The sequence below is a fragment of the Streptomyces sp. NPDC058683 genome (assembly GCF_042716195.1).
Taxonomy (GTDB): Bacteria; Actinomycetota; Actinomycetes; order Streptomycetales; family Streptomycetaceae; genus Streptomyces.
This window is the reverse complement of the sequence record NZ_JBHXSK010000035.1, coordinates 1-18,124: the sequence shown is the minus strand read 5'-3', so window position 1 is coordinate 18,124 and position 18,124 is coordinate 1. Positions and strand designations below refer to the sequence as shown.

The following is an 18,124-nucleotide window of genomic DNA, read 5'->3' as shown; positions in this document are numbered from 1 at the left end:
GGCCCCGTGACGGCGACGGAGGGACTCCTCGTACCGCCGGGTCACGGGCGCGTGGTCCACACGCCGGCCCAGCGTGTCACCTTCAAGGTGACGGGCACGCACTCGCGGACGGCCTCCACCTTCGAGGTGGAGGTCCCGCCGGGCTTCGACGTGGGCGCCCATGTGCACACCCGCAGCGAGGAGTTGTTCTACGTCCTCGAAGGCGAGCTGGACGTGCTCGCCTTCGAGCCCCGCATCCGCACTCCCGACAACTGGCAGAAGTGGGAGTCCGGTTCGGGCACGAGGGTGGTGCGGGCGACCCCGGGCACGGTGATCGTCGTACCCCCGGGCTGCCCGCACGCCTTCGCCAACCCGACGGACACCCCGGCGAGAATGTTCTTCCAGGCGTCTCCCCCACCGGACCACGAGCGCTACTTCGAGGAGTTGCTGGAGATCCTTGGCAGCGACGGCCCCCCGGACCACGAGGCGATCGAGGAACTCCGAAGGCGCTACGACATCGAGCAACTGACGCCACTGAAACACCAGTGAGCCGGAGCGCCCCGTCAGGGGCGCGGGGAACTGCGCGACCAGCCACAACGTACCCGCGGACCGGATCGCGCAGAACCCGAACGGCGCTACCGGATCGGCATCCCCGACAACGTACGGGCGATCACCAGCCGCTGCACCTCACTCGTACCCTCGAAGATGGTGTAAATCGCCGCATCGCGGTGCATCCGCTCCACCGGATACTCCCGCGTGTACCCGTTGCCGCCCAGGATCTGGATCGCCTGGGCGGTGACCTTCTTCGCGGTCTCGCTGGCGAACAGCTTCGACATCGAGCCCTCGGCGGCGGTGAACGGCTTCCCGTTCACCGCCATCCACGACGCACGCCACACCAGCAGCCGGGCCGCGTCGATGGACGTACGCATGTCCGCGATCTGGAAGGCCACGCCCTGGTTGTCGATGATCGGCCGCCCGAACTGCTCGCGGGTCTTGGCGTAGTCGAGGGCGACCTCGTAGGCGGCCCGCGCGGTACCCACCGCCATCGCTCCCACCGCGGGGCGGCTCGCCTCGAACGTCGCCATCGCCGCGTTCTTGACCCGCTCGCCGCCGGTCCTCGCCCGCTCACGGGCCCGGGCGAGGCGCTCGTCCAGCTTCTCCTTGCCGCCGAGCAGGCAGGAACCCGGCACCCGGACGCCGTCCAGGATGACCTCGGCGGTGTGCGAGGCACGGATCCCGTGCTTCTTGAACTTCTGGCCCTGGGCCAGCCCGGGGGTCCCCGCCGGCACGATGAAGGACGCGTGGCCCTTGGAACCCAGCTCCGGGTCGACGACCGCGACGACGACATGGACGTTGGCGATGCCGCCGTTGGTCGCCCAGGTCTTCGTGCCGTTGATCACCCACTCGTCCTTGGCCTCGTCGTACACGGCCCGGGTGCGCATGGCGGCCACGTCGGAGCCGGCGTCGGGCTCGGAGGAGCAGAACGCGGCGACCTTGACGTCGTTGGGATCGCCGTACATCTGGGGGATCCAGGTGCCGATCTGCTCCTCGGTGCCGTTGGCGAGGACGCCGACGGCGGCGAGACCCGTGCCCACAATGGAGAGCGCGATGCCCGCGTCGCCCCAGAACAGCTCCTCCATGGCCATCGGAATGCCGAGGCCGGTGGCGTCGAAGTACTGCTGGGCGTAGAAGTCGAGGGAGTAGATGCCGACCTTGGCGGCCTCCTGGATGACCGGCCAGGGAGTCTCCTCACGCTCGTCCCATTCGGCGGCCGCGGGGCGAATCACGTCGGCGGCGAAACCGTGCAGCCAGTCCCGGACCTCCTTCTGTTCGTCGTTGAGCTCCATGGTGAACTCGGCCATGACCCCTCCAGCGGCGGCGCATAATGTGTTACTAGCGGTAACAAGAGTCTGTTACTGGTCGGTAGGAAAAGTCAACTCCCAAGGTCACCTCGGCAGCCAGTTCGAGATCGGATGGCTGTCAGGTGTTAGTTTGCGCAGGCGTCACCGAAACAGCACGGGGTGGGGAGAGCACATGGACACCACACAGCGGACCGAACAGCAGCGGTCCGCCGACCGCCGACGGCGAGAGCTGTTGGAGGCCGCCGACCGGGTGGTGCTGCGCGACGGCCCACAGGCCTCGATGAACGCGATCGCGGCGGAGGCCGGCATCACCAAGCCGATCCTCTATCGCCACTTCGGCGACAAGGGCGGCCTGTACGCGGCGCTGGCCAAGCGGCACACGGATGCCCTGCTGAACTCGCTCCGGGATGCGCTGGACGCTCCCGCGGAGCGCCGTGAGCGGGTCGAGGCGACGCTGGACACGTACCTCGCGGCGATCGAGGCGCGGCCTCAGGTGTACCGGTTCCTGATGCATCCCGCGGAGGGCAGCACGGGGACCGACCAGGGTTTCGACGTGGGAAAGCACTCGGCTCCGCTGCTGCGGCGGATGGGCGAGGAACTGGCGCAGGTCATCGAGGACCGGCTGGATCTCGGCCCCGGGAGTCAGCAGCTGGCGCGGGTGTGGGGGCACGGGATCGTCGGGATGATGCATGCGGCCGGGGACTGGTGGCTGGGGGAGCGGCCCTGTTCCCGTGCAGAGTTGGTGAAGAGTTTGGCTGATCTGTTGTGGGGGCGGTTGGCGGCGGCGGGGGACAAGATCGGCGGTCCTGGGTTCTGAGGGCTGGGTTTCGGGTGCGGGTGCGTGGGGGCCGGTCGCGCCCACGCGGCCGTAGCCGCACATCGATACGGCCCCGCGCCCCTGAAAACCGGTAGGTACGCTCACCGGCGCCAAGAGGACTTGGCCACCTGTCTCATCAGCTTGCGCTTGCGCCAACCCGAGAGGTGGTCGGAATAGACACGGCCCTCCAGATGGTCCGTCTCGTGCTGCAGGCACCTCGCGAAGAAGCCCGTGCCGTGGATCGTGACCGGCTCCCCCGTCGCCGTGAACCCCTCCACCACCGCGTGGTCGTAGCGTTCCGTCCCCGCCTCCAGGCCCGGCAGGGACAGGCATCCCTCCGGGCCGCGGAGCGTCACGCCGTCCGTCTCCACCAGGCGGGGGTTCACCACATGGCCCAGGTGACGGACGTCCTCGTCGTCGGGGCAGTCGAAGACGAACACCCGCAGCGGCTCCCCCACCTGGTTCGCCGCCAGGCCCACGCCCTCGGAGGCGTACATCGTCGCGAACAAGTCCTCCACCAGACCGGAGAGTTCGGGGCCGAAGTCGGTGACCTCCGCGCAACGGGCGTGCAGGACGGGGTCGCCGAGCAGGGTGAGGGGCCGGACCCGCCCACGGGCGCCCGGAATGGAACCTTGTCGCATGGTCGCAAGGGTACGGTTCGAATCGGCCCCCGCCCGCCGCGCAGGCGAGGGCCGGAATTCGGGTGTGCGAATGGATCTCGATAGGCTGAGGTGCACACCACGTTGCCGAATGGCTGAGGCGCGGCGCGTAGTCAAGGAGGATCGAGAACTGATGGCAGGCAACTCGGACCCGCTCACGCCGCGGGCCAAGATCGCCGTGACCGCGGGCAAGGCGGTCGCGGCGGCGTCCCGGGCCGCGGGACGCGGCAGCGGATCCGTGATCGGCGGCCGGGTCGCACTGAAACTCGACCCCGACCTTCTCGCCCGGCTCGCCCAGAACCTGGACGTCACGCTCGTCTCGGCGACGAACGGCAAGACGACGACCACCCGGCTGATCGCCGAGGCGCTCAAGGCCGCGGGGCCGGTCGTCTCCAACGCGCTCGGCGCCAACATGCCCGCCGGTATCACCTCGGCGCTGGCCGGCGGCTCCGACGCCAAGTTCGGCGTGATCGAGGTCGACGAGAAGTACCTCGCCGGGGTGGCCCGGGACACCGACCCGAAGTGCATCGCGCTGCTCAACCTCTCCCGCGACCAGCTCGACCGGGCCGCCGAGACCCGGATGCTCGCCGAGAACTGGCGGGAGGGCCTGGCCGGCTCCAAGGCAGTCATCGTGGCGAACTGCGACGACCCGCTGGTGGTGTGGGCCGCGTCCTCCTCCCCCAATGTGATCTGGGTCGCCGCCGGGCAGATGTGGAAGGACGACGCCTGGTCCTGTCCGTCCTGCGGTGGCGTGATGCAGCGGCCCGGGGACGACTGGTTCTGCGGTGAGTGCGGCTTCCGGCGCCCCACGCCCAGCTGGGTGCTGTCCGGGGACCACGTCCTCGACCCGCACGGGTCCGCCTGGCCTATCCATCTCCAGCTGCCGGGACGCGCCAACAAGGCCAACGCGGCCTCCTCGGCCGCCGTCGCCGCCGTCTTCGGGGTGCCGCCGCAGGTCGCCCTGGAACGCATGTACCAGGTGCAGGCCGTCGCGGGACGGTACGACGTCGTGCAGTTCCAGGGGCGCGACCTGCGGCTGCTGCTCGCGAAGAACCCGGCCGGCTGGCTGGAGACGTTCTCGCTGATCGACCCGCCGCCGACCCCGGTGATCCTCTCCGTGAACGCGCGCGGCGCCGACGGCACCGACACCTCCTGGCTGTGGGACGTGGACTACACCCGCCTCACCGGCCACCCGATCTTCGTGCTCGGCGACCGCAAGCTCGACCTCGCGGTGCGGCTGGAGGTCGCGAACCAGCACTTCCAGGTCTGCGACTCCCTCGACCAGGCCGTGCAGATGGCCCCGCCCGGCCGGATCGAGGTCATCGCGAACTACACCGCGTTCCAGGACCTGCGCCGCCGCGTCGGCAACTGACTGACCCCAAAGGACGATCATTGATGAGCGACAACCAACTGCGGCTGGTGTGGATCTACCCGGACCTGCTCAGCACCTACGGCGACCAGGGCAACGCGCTCGTCGTGGAGCGCCGGGCGCGGCAGCGCGGTCTCGACGTGGCCCGGCTCGACGTGCGCAGCGACCAGCCGATCCCGACCTCCGGCGACATCTACCTGATCGGAGGCGGTGAGGACCGTCCGCAGCGGCTCGCCGCCGAGCGGCTGCGCCGCGACGGGCACCTGTACCGGGCCGTGGAGAACGGCGCGATCGTGTTCTCGGTGTGCGCCGGCTACCAGATCCTCGGGCACGAGTTCATCAACGACCTGGGCCAGCGCGAGCCGGGCCTCGGCCTGCTCGACGTGACGACCGTGCGCGGCACCGGGGAGCGGTGCGTCGGGGACGTCCTCGGCGACATCGACCCGCGGCTCGGCCTGCCCCCGCTGACCGGCTTCGAGAACCACCAGGGCGTGACCCAGCTCGGTCCCACCGCCCGCCCCCTCGCCCGGGTCAGGCTGGGCAAGGGCAACGGCACCGGGGACGGCACCGAGGGCGCGTACAACGACACCGTCTTCGGCACGTACATGCACGGGCCGGTGCTCGCCCGCAACCCGCTCATCGCCGACCTGCTGCTGAAGCTGGCACTCGACGTGAACGCGCTGCCGCCGATCGACGACCGGTGGTACGAGGCGCTGCGCACCGAGCGCATCGCGGCCGCCGAGCAGCCCGCCTGAGCTGTACCGGAGAGGTGGATTCCGGGCCCGCCTGACAGGGTGTCCGCTCACATGTGCGGGCGCGTCCAGCAGGCGGACGCCCGGTACGGCGAGACCCCCTCCCGCCGGTAGGGTGACGGCGATGACAGCCGGACAGCGTGGTCCGGTCTTCGGCCCACGTGGAGAAGGTTGTTTCGGGCTATGCGCATTGGTGTCCTCACGTCCGGCGGCGACTGCCCCGGCCTGAACGCCGTCATCCGGTCCGTCGTGCACCGTGCCGTCGCCGACCACGGCGACGAGGTCATCGGCTTCCGGGACGGCTGGAAGGGCCTCCTGGAATGCGACTATCTCAAGCTCGACCTCGACGCCGTGGCCGGCATCCTGGCCCGCGGCGGCACGATCCTCGGCTCCTCCCGGGTCCAGCCCTCGCACCTGCGGGACGGCGTGGAGCGGGCCAGGGGCCATGTCGCCGAACTCGGCCTCGACGCGATCATCCCGATCGGCGGTGAGGGCACGCTGAAGGCGGCCCGGCTGATGTCCGACGCCGGCCTGCCGATCGTCGGCGTGCCGAAGACCATCGACAACGACATCGCTGTCACCGACGTCACCTTCGGCTTCGACACGGCCGTGGGCGTGGCCACCGAGGCCCTCGACCGGCTCAAGACCACCGCCGAGTCCCACCAGCGGGTCCTCGTCGTCGAGGTCATGGGCCGGCACACCGGCTGGATCGCCCTGCACTCCGGGATGGCGGCCGGCGCCCACGCCATCGTCGTCCCGGAACGCCCCTTCGACATCGAGGAGTTGGCCCGCAGGGTCGGCGAGCGGTTCGAGGCCGGGAAGCGGTTCGCGATCGTCGTCGCGGCGGAGGGGGCCAAGCCGAAGGCGGGCACGATGGCCTTCGACGAGGGCGGCAAGGACATCTACGGCCACGAGCGGTTCGCCGGGATCGCCCGGCAGCTCTCCATCGAGCTGGAGCAGCGGCTCGGCAAGGAGGCGCGGCCGGTCATCCTCGGACATGTGCAGCGGGGCGGGACGCCGACGGCGTACGACCGGGTGCTGGCCACCCGGTTCGGGTGGCATGCGGTGGAGGCCGTGCATCGCGGGGAGTTCGGTCACATGACCGCGCTGCGGGGCACGGACATCGCGATGGTGCCGCTCGCCGAGGCGGTGGAGACGTTGAAGACGGTTCCCGCGGAGCGGTACGACGAGGCGGAGACCGTGCTGTAGGGGCAGCGCCGTAGGGGGTGCCGATCCGTTGCCGGGTGCGGGTCGGGTGTGGTTGCTCGCGCAGTTCCCCGCGCCCCTTCGGGCAGGGACACGCGCCCCCGGTCGCAAGTGCGCTCGGAGGCGGTTCTAGTCTGGGGTCGGCTGTAAACGTACAACCCCCCACGAATCAGGAGCCGCCGGATGGATCACAGCGGGCACGGCATGACCATGGACTTGCCGCCGTTCACGCTGGGGCGGGGGCTGGAGTGGTCGGCGGATCCCTTCTTTCTCGTGGCCTGTGTCGCGGGGCTCGCGCTGTACGGGTGGGGTGTGGTGCGGCTGCGGCGGCGCGGGGACGCCTGGTCCGTCGGACGTACGGTGTCGTTCGTCGTCGGTGTGCTGACCATCATGCTCGTGATGTGCACCGGGCTGAACGACTACGGGATGGTCATGTTCAGCGTGCACATGGTGCAGCACATGGTCATCAGCATGCTGTCGCCCATCTTCATCCTGCTGGGCGCCCCGGTCACGCTCGCGCTGCGCGCGCTGCCCGTCGCCGGGAAGGGGCGCAAGGGGCCGCGTGAGCTGTTGCTGGCCCTGCTGCACAGCCGGTACATGCGGATCGTCACCCATCCCGCGTTCACGATCCCGCTGTTCATCGCGAGCCTCTACGCGCTCTACTTCACCCCGCTGTTCGACTTCCTGATGGGGTCGAAGACCGGGCACATCGCGATGATGGTGCACTTCCTGGCCGTCGGTGTGGTCTTCTTCTGGCCGATCATCGGCGTCGACCCCGGGCCGAACCGGCCGGGATATCTCATGCGGATGCTGGAGCTGTTCGCGGGCATGCCGTTCCACGCGTTCTTCGGCATCGCGTTGATGATGGCCTCGGAGCCGATGGTCGAGACGTTCAAGAATCCGCCCGCCTCGCTCGGCATCGACGCGCTCTCCGACCAGAACGCGGCCGGCGGTATCGCCTGGGCGTTCAGTGAAGTCCCGTCCGTGCTGGTGCTGATCGCCCTGCTGTTCCAGTGGTACAGCTCCGAGCAGCGGCAGGCCCGGCGCTCGGACCGGGCCGCGGACCGGGACGGCGACAAGGAACTTGAGGCCTACAACGCCTATTTGGCCTCACTGAACGCACGCGAGGGCTGAAAGGCTCTCCATTCAGTAGCATAAAGCGCGATGGGAAAACCGCCGGGGGGAGCGGTGATGACACTTCGCGCTTTTTTGCACAGGGCCTGCGTGCTCGGTGTTCTTGTTCCGGTATTGCTGCTCGGCGGATGCGGGCGGAGTTCGCCGCTGTCCGTCGTCAAGGCGGTCGCCGCCGGGGTGCCGGCGCTGCACCCTTTCTTCGACGAGAACAAGGGGCTCGGCCATGACGCCCGGGTCCGTTCGCTGCCGGTGCACGGCAGCCTGCAGCAAGGGGACTCGCCCGGTCTGTACGGCGGCACCCGGCAGCCGACGATCTGTGACGTCGAGAAACTGAAGGAATTCCTCACCGATCCCGCGAACCACCGCAAGGCACAGGCGTGGGCCGGTGTCTTCGGAATCGGCACCGAACAGATTCCGGATTATCTCGACCGGCTCACTCCCGTACTCCTGCGTCACGACACCCTCGTGGAGAACCACGATTACAAGAGCGGCACCGCCACGCCTTTCGCCTCTCTCCTCCAATCCGGAATCGCCGTGCTCGTCGACCGGCGGGGACAGCCCGCCGTGAAGTGCTCGTGCGGAAATCCACTGCGGCCCTTCGCAGGGGACACCGGCCGGATAAAGGTCGAGTTCGACCACGGCAACAGCAAGTGGCGCGGCTACGACCGCGCCCAGGTGACCGCCGTACGACCCGCCTCGCGCCCGCTGGAGCGACTCGCCCTCGTCGATGTCGCCGACCCGGGACGCGGTATCGAGCGGCCGGTCGGGACGACGGGCGCGCAGGACGCCGTCTTCCGCACCGGCGAGCGGCATGCGGTGCCCGAGGTCGCCGGGACGTCCTTCGGGGAGGCGAGCCGGCGGCTGTCGGACGCCGGGCTGGCGGTCGCCTACGACGGTGCGGGACTGCCGCCCGACGACGCCCGGGTGCTGGCGTCGGATCCGGTGGCGGGGACGGAGCTGCGGTTCGGCGAATATGTGACGCTGCGCGTCGCCGACGGCAGCGACAGCAGCGGCAGCGGGGCGGCTTCCTCCGCCGGGTCGGGATCTCCGCCGGTCCCGCCACCGTCCGCGCCGTCGTCGTCCGGGGCGTCCTCCTCGGTCGTACCGCCGGCGTCCCACGAGCCGTCGTCCCAGGAGCCGTCGTCCAGGGCGCCGTCGTCCGCCCCGCCCTCGTCACCCTTCTCGGACCCCGGTACGCCTTCCGGCGCCGCTCCGCCCGACGTCACGCACTCGACCGACGGCGCCCCGCCGGACCCGCCCGGCTCGTCCCCGGCCGTCAGCGGCTCGGCCCCGTCCCCCGCACCCGTGACGAGCGAACCGGCGAGCGGCGGCCCGGCGTCGACGGCAGGCGAGACCGGCGCGAGCACGATGATGTAACGCCGAACCCGGGAGTGACCGGATGCCTCATGGATCACCGACGTCGGGAGTGGGCCGGGTCGTCGCCGGCCGGTACGTGCTGCTGAACCGGCTGGGCAGCGGCGGTATGGGCCATGTCTGGCTCGCTCACGACCGGAGACTGGAGTGCGAGGTCGCTCTCAAGGAGCTGGTCCTGCGCGAGACGGAGGACGAGCCGGAGCGTACGGCGCGGGTGGCGCGGGCCCGGGCGGAGGCGCGGCACGCGGCCGGGCTGCGCGGGCATCCGCATGTGGTGACCGTGCACGACGTGCTGGAGCACGACGGTCTGCCGTGGATCGTCATGGAGTACGTGCCGGGCGCGGTCGACCTGCGGGACCTGGTGGAGCGGGACGGGCCGCTGCCGCCCGCCGAGTGTGCCCGGGTCGGTCTCGCCGTCCTCGACGCGCTGACCGCCGGCCATGAGCGGGGGGTGCTGCACCGGGACGTGAAACCGGCGAACATCCTGCTCGCACCCGACCGCACCGGGGCGCCGAACGCCCGGGTGCTGCTGACGGACTACGGCATCTCGGTACAGCCGGACACCGGGGAGACCCGGTACACGCTGGCGTCGGGGCTGGTCGGGACGGCCGGGTATCTGGCGCCCGAGCGGGCCACGGGCGGGCCGCCGACGCCGGCCGCCGATCTGTTCTCGCTGGGGTGCACGCTGTACCACGCGGTGGAGGGGCGCGGGCCGTTCGAGCGGGGTTCGCAGCTCTCGGAGATCACCGCCGTGGTGATGGAGGAACCGGATCCGCCGGTGCGGGCGGGCGCGCTGGCCCCCGTGATGCTCGCGCTGCTCGCCAAGGATCCGGCCCGGCGGATCCCCGCGGTGGCGGCGGAGGCCGCGCTGTCGCTGGTCGTGACCTCGCAGGCGGAGGCGTACGCACGGGCCCGTACCGAGCCGGGTTCCGTGCCGCCCTGGGGCGAAGGTGCCGGTGCGGGCGTGGGCCCGGAACGGCCGCCCGGTCACCGTCGGCGGCCGCTCCCCCGCGCTCTGCGGGGCGCCCTCGCCGTCGCCCTGGGCCTGGTGCTCGCCCTGGGCGGGGTCTGGTGGGCGACCGCGCACCAGCCCGGTGGCACGGCCGGCCTGCCGTACGGCAGCGCGGTGGGGCTTTCGCGCCCCCTCAAGGACGGCGACTGTGTCCTCGCCGACTGGCCCGGCGGGGTGCGTTTCACGGGGACCCCCGGGCTCAGTCTCGATCCGACCTGCGCGGACCGGGCGCCGGACGGTCAGGTGGTGGCCTTCGTGCCCGTGGCGTCCGCCGCCGAGGCGCGCGAGCAGGGGCCGGCCGGGTGCGAGGAGCGGACCGCGGGGCTGCGCGGGAAACTCGCGGATGTGCGGTCCCTGGCCGTCGTACCGACCGGGAAGGGCCTGGAGACGGCCGGGGGGCGGGTCGCGTGTCTGGTGCTGGGGGCGCACGGGCCGGTGTACGGGCCGCTGGACGGACATCGCACGGCGGGCACCGCGTTCGCGGACACCGCCACCATGCAGAAGCGGGACTGTCTGCGGGTGCCCTCGGCGCGGGACGCGCTGCTGGTGCCGTGCTCGGGGGCGCACGACCAGGAGGTGCTGGGGTTCACCCGGCTCGGCGCCGGCGTGACCCTGGCGCGGGCGCGGACGGAGTCGGACGCGGCCTGCGCCCGGGACGTGCCGCCACGGCAGTACGGATTCGATCCTTCCGTGTATCAGGCGGCCTCCTGGACCAGTGAGGGGATGTGGAAGACAGGGGCGCATTTCGTCATCTGTACCGTACGGAGGCAGAACGGGGGCACCATGGAGGGAGTCGGACCATGAGGAGGGTGTCGCGATGCCCGGTTCTACGAACGGTTCCACCAAGGCGATGGGGGTCCTCACCGTCGGCGGACTCGTGGTGGTGACGGCCTACACGGTGGCGCTCGGCAGCAACGGCTGGCTCTGGTTCGGGTGGGTGGTACTGGGGCTGCTGACCCTCGCGATGGTGGTCACCCAGAGCAACTGACGCAGCTCCCCGAAGGGGCGTGGTGCCGCATTGAATGTGCGGCGCCTAGTGCACCCCGGGCTGGTACTTGGGCAGCCGGGCGGTGATCTTCATGCCCGCGCCGGGGGCGGTCTCGATGACGAGGCCGTGGTCGTCGCCGTAGACCTGGCGCAGCCGGTCGTCGACGTTGGACAGGCCGATGCCGCCGGAGGGGCTGGTCTCGCCGGCGAGGATCCGGCGCAGCAGACCGGGGTCCATGCCGGTGCCGTCGTCCTCGATGACGACCAGGGCCTCGGCGCCCTCGTCCTGCGCGGTGATCTGGATGTGACAGGTGCCGGTCTTGCCCTCCAGGCCGTGCTTGACGGCGTTCTCGACCAGGGGCTGGAGGCAGAGGAAGGGCAGGGTGACGGGGAGTACCTCGGGGGCGATCTGGAGGGTGACCGTGAGGCGGTCGCCGAAGCGGGCCCGGACGAGCGCCAGGTAGTGGTCGATGGCGTGGAGTTCGTCGGCGAGGGTGGTGAAGTCGCCGTGCCTGCGGAACGAGTAGCGGGTGAAGTCGGCGAACTCCAGGAGCAGTTCGCGGGCGCGCTCGGGGTCGGTGCGCACGAACGAGGCGATCACCGCGAGCGAGTTGAAGATGAAGTGCGGGGAGATCTGGGCGCGCAGGGCGCGGATCTCGGCCTCGATGAGCCGGGTGCGGGAGCGGTCCAGGTCGGCCAGCTCCAGCTGGACGCTCACCCAGCGGGCGACCTCGCCGGCCGCGCGGACCAGGACGGCGGACTCGCGCGGGGCGCAGGCGACCAGGGTGCCGTGGACGCGGTCGTCGACGGTGAGCGGGGCGACGACGGCCCAGCGGACCGGGCAGTCGGGTGCCTCGCAGTGCAGGCGGAAGGCCTCGCCGCGGCCGGACTCCAGTGGTCCGGCGAGGCGTTCCATGATCTCGGTGCGGTGGTGGTCGCCGACGCCGTCCCAGACCAGCAGGTTGTCGTGGTCGGTGAGGCAGAGGGCGTCGGTGCCGAGCAGGGTGCGCAGCCGGCGGGCCGAGCGGCGGGCGGTCTCCTCGGTCAGGCCCGCGCGCAGCGGGGGTGCGGCGAGGGAGGCGGTGTGCAGGGTCTCGAAGGTGGCGTGCTCGACGGGGGTGCCGAGACCGCCGAGGCTCTCGGGGCGTGCGGTGCGGCGGCCCAGCCAGAAGCCGGCGGCCAGCAGCGGGAGCACGGCCACCAGGAGGCCGGCCAGGAACCCGGTCACGCCTTCACCTGCGCGCGCAGTTCCTCGGGGAGGTGGAAGCGGGCCAGGATCGCGGCCGTTCCCGGCGGGACCCGGCCCGGCGTCGCCAGGGACACCAGGATCATGGTGAGGAAGCCCAGCGGCACCGACCACAGGGCGGGCCAGGCGAGCAGGGCGTGCAGGTTCCCGGTGCCCGGGAAGTCGGCCATCGTCGCGGCCACCGCGCAGAACGCCGAGCCGCCCCCGACCAGCATCCCGGCGGCCGCGCCGGGCGGGGTCAGCCGCCGCCACCAGATGCCTAGGACCAGCAGCGGGCAGAAGGAGGAGGCGGACACCGCGAAGGCGAGCCCCACCGCGTCCGCGGCCGGCAGCCCGCCGACGAGCACGCTGGCGACGAGCGGTACGGCCATGGCCAGCAGGGTTCCGAGTCTGAAGTGCCGTACCCCGCGCGACGGGAGGACGTCCTGGGTGAGGACTCCGGCGACCGCCATGGTCAGTCCGGAGGCGGTGGAGAGGAACGCGGCGAAGGCACCGCCCGCCACCAGGGCGCCGAGGAGATCGCCGCCGGGGCCGCCGATGACCCGGTCCGGCAGCAGCAGGACGGCCGCGTCCGCGTTGCCCGTGAGGGTGAGTTCGGGGGTGTAGAGCCGGCCGAGGGCGCCGTAGACGGGCGGCAGCAGGTAGAAGAGGCCGATCAGGGCGAGCACGGCGACCGTGGTGCGGCGGGCGGCGACGCCGTGCGGGCTGGTGTAGAAGCGGACGACGACGTGCGGCAGGCCCATGGTGCCGAGGAAGGTGGCGAGGATCAGCCCGTACGTGGCGTACAGCGGGCGTTCCTCGCGGCTCTCGGCGAGCGAGGTGGACATCCCGCCGTTGGTGCCCCGGTCGGTGGCGGGCACCCGGGTGCCCTTGGCGAAGGTCAGACGGGTGCCGGCGGTGATCCGGTGGGTGCCCTCGGGGAGGGTGACCCTGGTGTCCTGGTGCGGGCGGCCGTCGACGGTCCCGGTGATGGTGACGGTGAGGGGGCGGTCGAGCTTGAGGTCGAGGGTGTCCTGGACACCGACGGTGCGCTGTTCGCGGAAGGCGGCCGGTTCGTCGAAGGCGTGGGTGGGGGCGCCGGCGCCCTGCCAGGCGAGGACGAGGAAGAGGGCCGGGACGAGCAGGGCGGTGAGTTTCAGCCAGTACTGGAAGGCCTGCACGAAGGTGATGCTGCGCATGCCGCCGGCGGCGACGGTGGCCACCACGACCACGGCCACGATCAGCCCGCCCAGTGCGTCCGGGGCCCCGGTGAGCACCGCCAACGTCAGCCCTGCTCCCTGGAGTTGGGGCAGCAGATAGAGCCAGCCGACGCCGACGACGAACGCCCCGGCCAGCCGCCGTACCGCCTGCGAGGCGAGCCGTGCCTCGGCGAAGTCGGGGAGCGTGTAGGCGCCGGAGCGGCGCAGCGGGGCGGCGACGAACAGGAGGAGGACCAGATAGCCGGCGGTGTAGCCGACCGGGTACCAGAGCATGTCCGGGCCCTGCACCAGGACCAGTCCGGCGATGCCCAGGAAGGAGGCGGCGGAGAGGTACTCGCCGCTGATCGCGGCCGCGTTGAGCCGTGGGCCGACGGTGCGCGAGGCGACGTAGAAGTCGGACGTGGTACGGGATATGCGCAGGCCGAAGGCGCCGACGAGGACGGTCGTCACGACCACGAGGGCGACGGCCGGGACGGCGTAACCGGAGTTCATCGGGCCTCGTCACGAAGGGAGTTCATGGTCCTCGACGAGGCGGACGAAGTCCTCCTCGTTGCGTTCGGCGCGGCGCACGTACCAGCGGGCCAGCAGGATCAGCGGGGCGTACAGGCAGAAGCCGAGCACCAGCCACTCCAGGCGGCGGGCCTGCGGGGCGGCCGCGAACACCAGCGGAAGCGGGCCGACGAGCAGCACGAGGACCGCGAACACGACCACGGCGACGCGGAGTTGGGAGCGCATGAGGGAGCGGACGTAGGTGTGGCCGAGGGTGGTCTGTTCGTCGATCTCGGTGCGCGGCCGGTAGTAGCCGGAGGTACGGCGGCTGCGGCGGGGCGGGCCGGTGACGGTGACCCGGCGTTCGGCGGGGTCGGTGGGCACCGTCAGACCCTCCGCATCAGCAGGTCCCGCAGTTCGCGGGCGTGGCGCCGGCTGACCTGGAGTTCCTCGCCGCCGACCAGGACGCTCACCGTGCCCGCGTCCAGGCGGAGTTCGCCGATGTGACGGAGGGCGACCAGGTGGCGGCGGTGGATGCGGACGAAGCCGCGGGAGCGCCAGCGGTCCTCCAGGGTGGAGAGCGGGATGCGCACGAGGTGGCTGCCGCGCACGGTGTGCAGGCGGGCGTAGTCGCCCTGGGCCTCCACATGGGTGATGTCGTCCACGGCCACGAACCGTGTGACACCGCCGAGTTCGACCGGCAGGTGGTCCGGGTCGGGTTCGTGCACGGGTATGTGCGGTGCGGCGCCGCGCCGTTCGGCGACCCGTCGTACCGCCTCCGCCAGGCGTTCCTTCCGTACCGGCTTGAGGATGTAGTCGACCGCCTTGAGATCGAAGGCCCTTACGGCGAAGTCCTCGTGGGCGGTGACGAACACGACCAGCGGGGGCCGGGCGAAGCCGGTGAGCAGCCGGGCCATCTCCAGGCCGTCCAGGCCGGGCATCTGGACGTCCAGGAAGACGACGTCGATGGCCTCGGGACCGTGGGGTCCGGACTCCAGGGCGCGGGTGATGCGGCGCAGTGCCTCGGTGGCGTCCCCGGCGCCCTCGACGCTGCCGATGCGCGGATCGGCGTTCAGCAGATAGAGGAGCTCCTCCAGCGAGGGGCGTTCGTCGTCGACGGCGAGGGCGCGCAGCATGAACGGAGTGTAGGCGGCGGACCGGGGCGCTGGACATGTGCCGGACGTGGACGTTCGTGCCGGACGGCCCGCATGAAGTGGCGTGCCTGAAGTGTCTTTCCCCGTGGATACAGTGCGGACATGAACAGCGGCACCGCCCCCTTCGACGATCTCGACCGGAAGATCACCACCGCTTTGATGGCGAACGCGCGGACCAGTTTCGCCGAGATCGGCGCGGCCGTCGGGCTCTCCGCGACGGCCGTGAAACGGCGGGTCGACCGGCTGCGCGAGACCGGAGTGATCACCGGGTTCACGGCGACCGTGAAGCCGTCGGCCCTCGGCTGGCGTACCGAGGCGTATGTCGAGGTGTACTGCGAGGGCGCGGCGCCGCCCAGGCGGCTCGCCGAGGTGGTCCGCAACCATCCGGAGATCACCGCCGCCATGACGGTGACCGGCGGCGCGGACGCCCTGCTGCATGTCCGCGCCCGGGACGTGGACCACTTCGAGGAGGTGCTGGAGCGGATCCGGGTGGAGCCCTTCATCCGGAAGACGATCAGTGTGATGGTGCTGTCGCATCTGCTCCCGGAGAGCCCCGAGGCGGGTGCGACACACGCGGCCCCTGAGTAAACGCACCGATGCTGCGTTTGCCTGATCAGAGACGCAGCAATCCTGCGCGGACACGCAACATTAATTGCTTGTCGCCCGTATCCGACGCTTTCTACCTTGGTGTCAACCCTCGTCGACACCGCAGGAAAGCGGAGGAACACCTCTGTGTCCGAAAGCCGTGTGCCGCGCGTCCGGCGCTTCCTCGTCTGCGAACCCAGACACTTCGCCGTGCAGTACGCGATCAATCCCTGGATGAACCCCGACACCAGGATCGACGTCGACCTGGCCCATGAGCAGTGGACCGCGCTCATCAGCGCCTACCGTGCCCATGGCCACAGCGTCGACCGTCTGGAGCCGGTCCCCGGCCTGCCCGACATGGTCTTCGCCGCGAACTCGGCGGTCGTCGTCGGCGGCCGTGTCTTCGGCTCCCTGTTCCACGCGCCCGAGCGGCGCCCCGAGTCCTCCCACTACGACCTCTGGTTCAAGACCGCCGGCTACGACGTGCACCGCCCGGGCTCGGTGGTCGAGGGCGAGGGCGACCTGGTCTGGACGGGCCGGTACCTGCTCGCCGGCACCGGGTTCCGCACCACCCGGGAGGCGCACCGGGAGGCACAGGAGTTCTTCGGCCACCCGGTGATCAGCCTGACCCTGGTGGACCCGTACTTCTACCACCTGGACACCGCGCTGTTCGTCCTGGACGACCAGAACATCGTCTACTACCCCGAGGCCTTCTCCAGCGGCAGCCGCGAGGTGCTGCGCCGCCTGTACCCGGACGCGGTGCTCGCCACCCGCGACGACGCCATGGCCTGGGGGCTGAACTCCGTCTCCGACGGCCGCCGGGTCTTCATCGCACCGCAGGCCGAGGCGCTCGCCGCCCGGCTCGCCGACCAGGGCTACGAACCGGTCCCCGTCGACCTGTCGGAGTTCCACAAGGCCGGCGGCGGCATCAAGTGCTGCACCCAGGAAATCCGCTGAGGTACGAGGAGAGTCACCGATGACCGCACCCGCGCACACCCGTACCTCCGCCGAACTGATCGAGGCCGAGGAGCCGGTCCTCGCCCACAACTACCACCCGCTGCCCGTGGTCGTCGCCCGCGCCGAGGGCGCCTGGGTGGAGGACGTCGAGGGCCGCCGCTATCTCGACATGCTGGCCGGCTACTCGGCCCTCAACTTCGGCCACCGCCACCCGGCCCTGATCGAGGCCGCCCACCGCCAGCTGGACCGGCTGACCCTCACCTCCCGCGCCTTCCACAACGACCGGCTCGCGGAGTTCGCCGAGCGCCTGGCCGGGCTGACCGGCCTGGACATGGTGCTGCCGATGAACACCGGCGCCGAGGCGGTGGAGAGCGGGATCAAGGTGGCCCGCAAATGGGCCTACGACGTGAAGGGCGTCCCGGCCGACCGGGCCACGATCGTCGTCGCGGCGGACAACTTCCACGGCCGTACGACCACGATCGTCAGCTTCTCCACGGACGAGACCGCCCGGGCCGGCTTCGGCCCGTTCACGCCGGGCTTCCGGATCGTGCCGTACAACGACCTGGCGGCCCTGGAGGCGGCGGTCGATGAGACGACGGCGGCCGTGCTGATCGAGCCGATCCAGGGCGAGGCCGGGGTCGTGATCCCCGACGACGGCTATCTGACCGGGGTCCGCGAACTGACCCGGCGGGCGGGCTGCCTCTTCGTGGCCGACGAGATCCAGTCCGGCCTCGGCCGCACCGGCCGTACTCTCGCCGTCGACCACGAGGACGTCGTCCCGGACGTCGTGCTGCTCGGCAAGGCGCTGGGCGGCGGGATCGTGCCGGTGTCGGCGGTGGTGGCCCGGCGCGAGGTGCTGGGTGTGCTGCGGCCGGGCGAGCACGGCTCGACGTTCGGCGGCAACCCGCTCGCCGCCGCGGTCGGCACGGCCGTGGTCGAACTGCTGGAGGGCGGCGAGTTCCAGCGCAGGGCGGCCGAACTGGGCGTGGTCCTGCGGGACGGTCTGGCGGAGCTGGTCGGCAAGGGCGTGGTCGGCTTCCGCTCGCGCGGGCTCTGGGCCGGCGTCGACGTGGACCCGGCGATCGGCACCGGGCGCGAGATCAGCGAACGCCTGATGCGCGAGGGCATCCTGGTCAAGGACACGCACGGCTCGACGATCCGGCTGGCCCCGCCGCTGACCGTCACGGCGGAGGAACTGCGCTCGGCGCTCGGGGTGCTGGAGAAGGTGCTGGCGGTCTGAGCGAGGGGTGGGGCCCCCCCCCCCGGCGGCGGCCCCCCCCCCCCCAGCCCGCGGGGCGCGCCCCGCCCCCCCGCCCCCCCCGCGGAGGCGGGGGGGTATTAAA

At 71.4% G+C, this 18,124-nt stretch carries 18 protein-coding genes; 12 read left to right on the top strand and 6 right to left on the bottom strand.

The features are described 5' to 3' along the window. Positions 1-6 precede the first annotated feature (6 nt). Positions 7-528 (top strand): cupin domain-containing protein, encoded by a 522-nt coding sequence (locus ACFWXC_RS33275; RefSeq protein WP_384484410.1) that lies wholly within the window; start codon positions 7-9, stop codon positions 526-528. Between the two features lie 86 nt (positions 529-614). On the opposite strand, the gene ACFWXC_RS33270 is transcribed toward ACFWXC_RS33275, so the two are convergent. Further along, a complete protein-coding gene (locus ACFWXC_RS33270; protein WP_384484408.1) occupies positions 615-1,841 on the bottom strand; it encodes an acyl-CoA dehydrogenase family protein in 1,227 nt (408 codons plus the stop codon). Positions 1,842-2,013: 172 nt separating this feature from the next. Here ACFWXC_RS33270 and ACFWXC_RS33265 point away from each other — a divergent pair, with 172 nt between their 5' ends. Beyond that, complete coding sequence (locus ACFWXC_RS33265; RefSeq protein ID WP_384484406.1) at positions 2,014-2,658, top strand: TetR family transcriptional regulator; 645 nt, start codon at positions 2,014-2,016, stop codon at positions 2,656-2,658. A gap of 101 nt (positions 2,659-2,759) precedes the next feature. Here the strand turns inward: ACFWXC_RS33265 and def are convergent, their stop codons facing one another. Continuing rightward, the gene (def, locus tag ACFWXC_RS33260) at positions 2,760-3,299 is read right to left on the bottom strand and encodes a peptide deformylase (RefSeq protein ID WP_384484404.1); all 540 of its coding nucleotides are present in this window, start codon (positions 3,297-3,299) and stop codon (positions 2,760-2,762) included. Positions 3,300-3,450: 151 nt separating this feature from the next. On the opposite strand from def, the gene ACFWXC_RS33255 reads away from it, so the two are divergent. The 7 genes from ACFWXC_RS33255 (at position 3,451) to ACFWXC_RS33225 (ending at position 11,152) form a co-directional block, all read left to right on the top strand. Beyond that, complete coding sequence (locus tag ACFWXC_RS33255) at positions 3,451-4,689, top strand: MurT ligase domain-containing protein (protein ID WP_384484402.1); 1,239 nt, start codon at positions 3,451-3,453, stop codon at positions 4,687-4,689. Positions 4,690-4,712: 23 nt separating this feature from the next. Continuing rightward, positions 4,713-5,441: a glutamine amidotransferase gene (locus ACFWXC_RS33250; protein WP_351326522.1), complete on the top strand. Its 729-nt coding sequence runs from the start codon at positions 4,713-4,715 to the stop codon at positions 5,439-5,441. A gap of 180 nt (positions 5,442-5,621) precedes the next feature. After that, a complete protein-coding gene (locus tag ACFWXC_RS33245; RefSeq protein WP_384484400.1) occupies positions 5,622-6,647 on the top strand; it encodes a 6-phosphofructokinase in 1,026 nt (341 codons plus the stop codon). 180 nt (positions 6,648-6,827) lie between these two features. Beyond that, positions 6,828-7,778 (top strand): cytochrome c oxidase assembly protein, encoded by a 951-nt coding sequence (locus ACFWXC_RS33240; RefSeq protein WP_384484398.1) that lies wholly within the window; start codon positions 6,828-6,830, stop codon positions 7,776-7,778. Positions 7,779-7,868: 90 nt separating this feature from the next. Further along, positions 7,869-9,155 (top strand): DUF6777 domain-containing protein, encoded by a 1,287-nt coding sequence (locus tag ACFWXC_RS33235; protein ID WP_384484396.1) that lies wholly within the window; start codon positions 7,869-7,871, stop codon positions 9,153-9,155. 22 nt (positions 9,156-9,177) lie between these two features. Further along, positions 9,178-10,968, top strand: a complete 1,791-nt coding sequence (locus ACFWXC_RS33230; RefSeq protein WP_384484394.1) for a protein kinase — start codon at positions 9,178-9,180, stop codon at positions 10,966-10,968. Positions 10,969-10,981: 13 nt separating this feature from the next. Further along, a complete protein-coding gene (locus ACFWXC_RS33225) occupies positions 10,982-11,152 on the top strand; it encodes a hypothetical protein (protein WP_351698366.1) in 171 nt (56 codons plus the stop codon). A gap of 45 nt (positions 11,153-11,197) precedes the next feature. Here the strand turns inward: ACFWXC_RS33225 and ACFWXC_RS33220 are convergent, their stop codons facing one another. From ACFWXC_RS33220 to ACFWXC_RS33205, 4 genes are read right to left on the bottom strand one after another with little or no spacing between them, the layout of a single operon-like run. Further along, positions 11,198-12,379, bottom strand: coding sequence for a sensor histidine kinase (locus tag ACFWXC_RS33220; RefSeq protein ID WP_384484392.1), 1,182 nt, complete (start codon positions 12,377-12,379; stop codon positions 11,198-11,200). Further along, positions 12,376-14,088, bottom strand: a complete 1,713-nt coding sequence (locus tag ACFWXC_RS33215) for a cation acetate symporter (RefSeq protein WP_384484390.1) — start codon at positions 14,086-14,088, stop codon at positions 12,376-12,378. The genes ACFWXC_RS33220 and ACFWXC_RS33215 overlap by 4 nt, the downstream gene beginning before the upstream one ends. A gap of 9 nt (positions 14,089-14,097) precedes the next feature. Continuing rightward, complete coding sequence (locus ACFWXC_RS33210) at positions 14,098-14,469, bottom strand: hypothetical protein (RefSeq protein ID WP_351698360.1); 372 nt, start codon at positions 14,467-14,469, stop codon at positions 14,098-14,100. A 2-nt stretch (positions 14,470-14,471) separates the two neighbouring features. Continuing rightward, positions 14,472-15,221, bottom strand: coding sequence for a LytR/AlgR family response regulator transcription factor (locus tag ACFWXC_RS33205; protein WP_384484388.1), 750 nt, complete (start codon positions 15,219-15,221; stop codon positions 14,472-14,474). Positions 15,222-15,341: 120 nt separating this feature from the next. Between ACFWXC_RS33205 and ACFWXC_RS33200 the strand changes: the two genes are divergently transcribed. The 3 genes from ACFWXC_RS33200 (at position 15,342) to rocD (ending at position 18,021) form a co-directional block, all read left to right on the top strand. Then, on the top strand, positions 15,342-15,827 hold the full coding sequence (locus ACFWXC_RS33200) for an Lrp/AsnC family transcriptional regulator (protein WP_351698356.1): 486 nt from the start codon (positions 15,342-15,344) through the stop codon (positions 15,825-15,827). Between the two features lie 144 nt (positions 15,828-15,971). Then, positions 15,972-16,781, top strand: coding sequence for a dimethylargininase (ddaH, locus tag ACFWXC_RS33195; protein WP_384484385.1), 810 nt, complete (start codon positions 15,972-15,974; stop codon positions 16,779-16,781). Positions 16,782-16,800: 19 nt separating this feature from the next. After that, the gene (gene rocD, locus ACFWXC_RS33190) at positions 16,801-18,021 is read left to right on the top strand and encodes an ornithine--oxo-acid transaminase (protein WP_384484383.1); all 1,221 of its coding nucleotides are present in this window, start codon (positions 16,801-16,803) and stop codon (positions 18,019-18,021) included. The last annotated feature ends 103 nt before the right edge of the window (positions 18,022-18,124 follow it).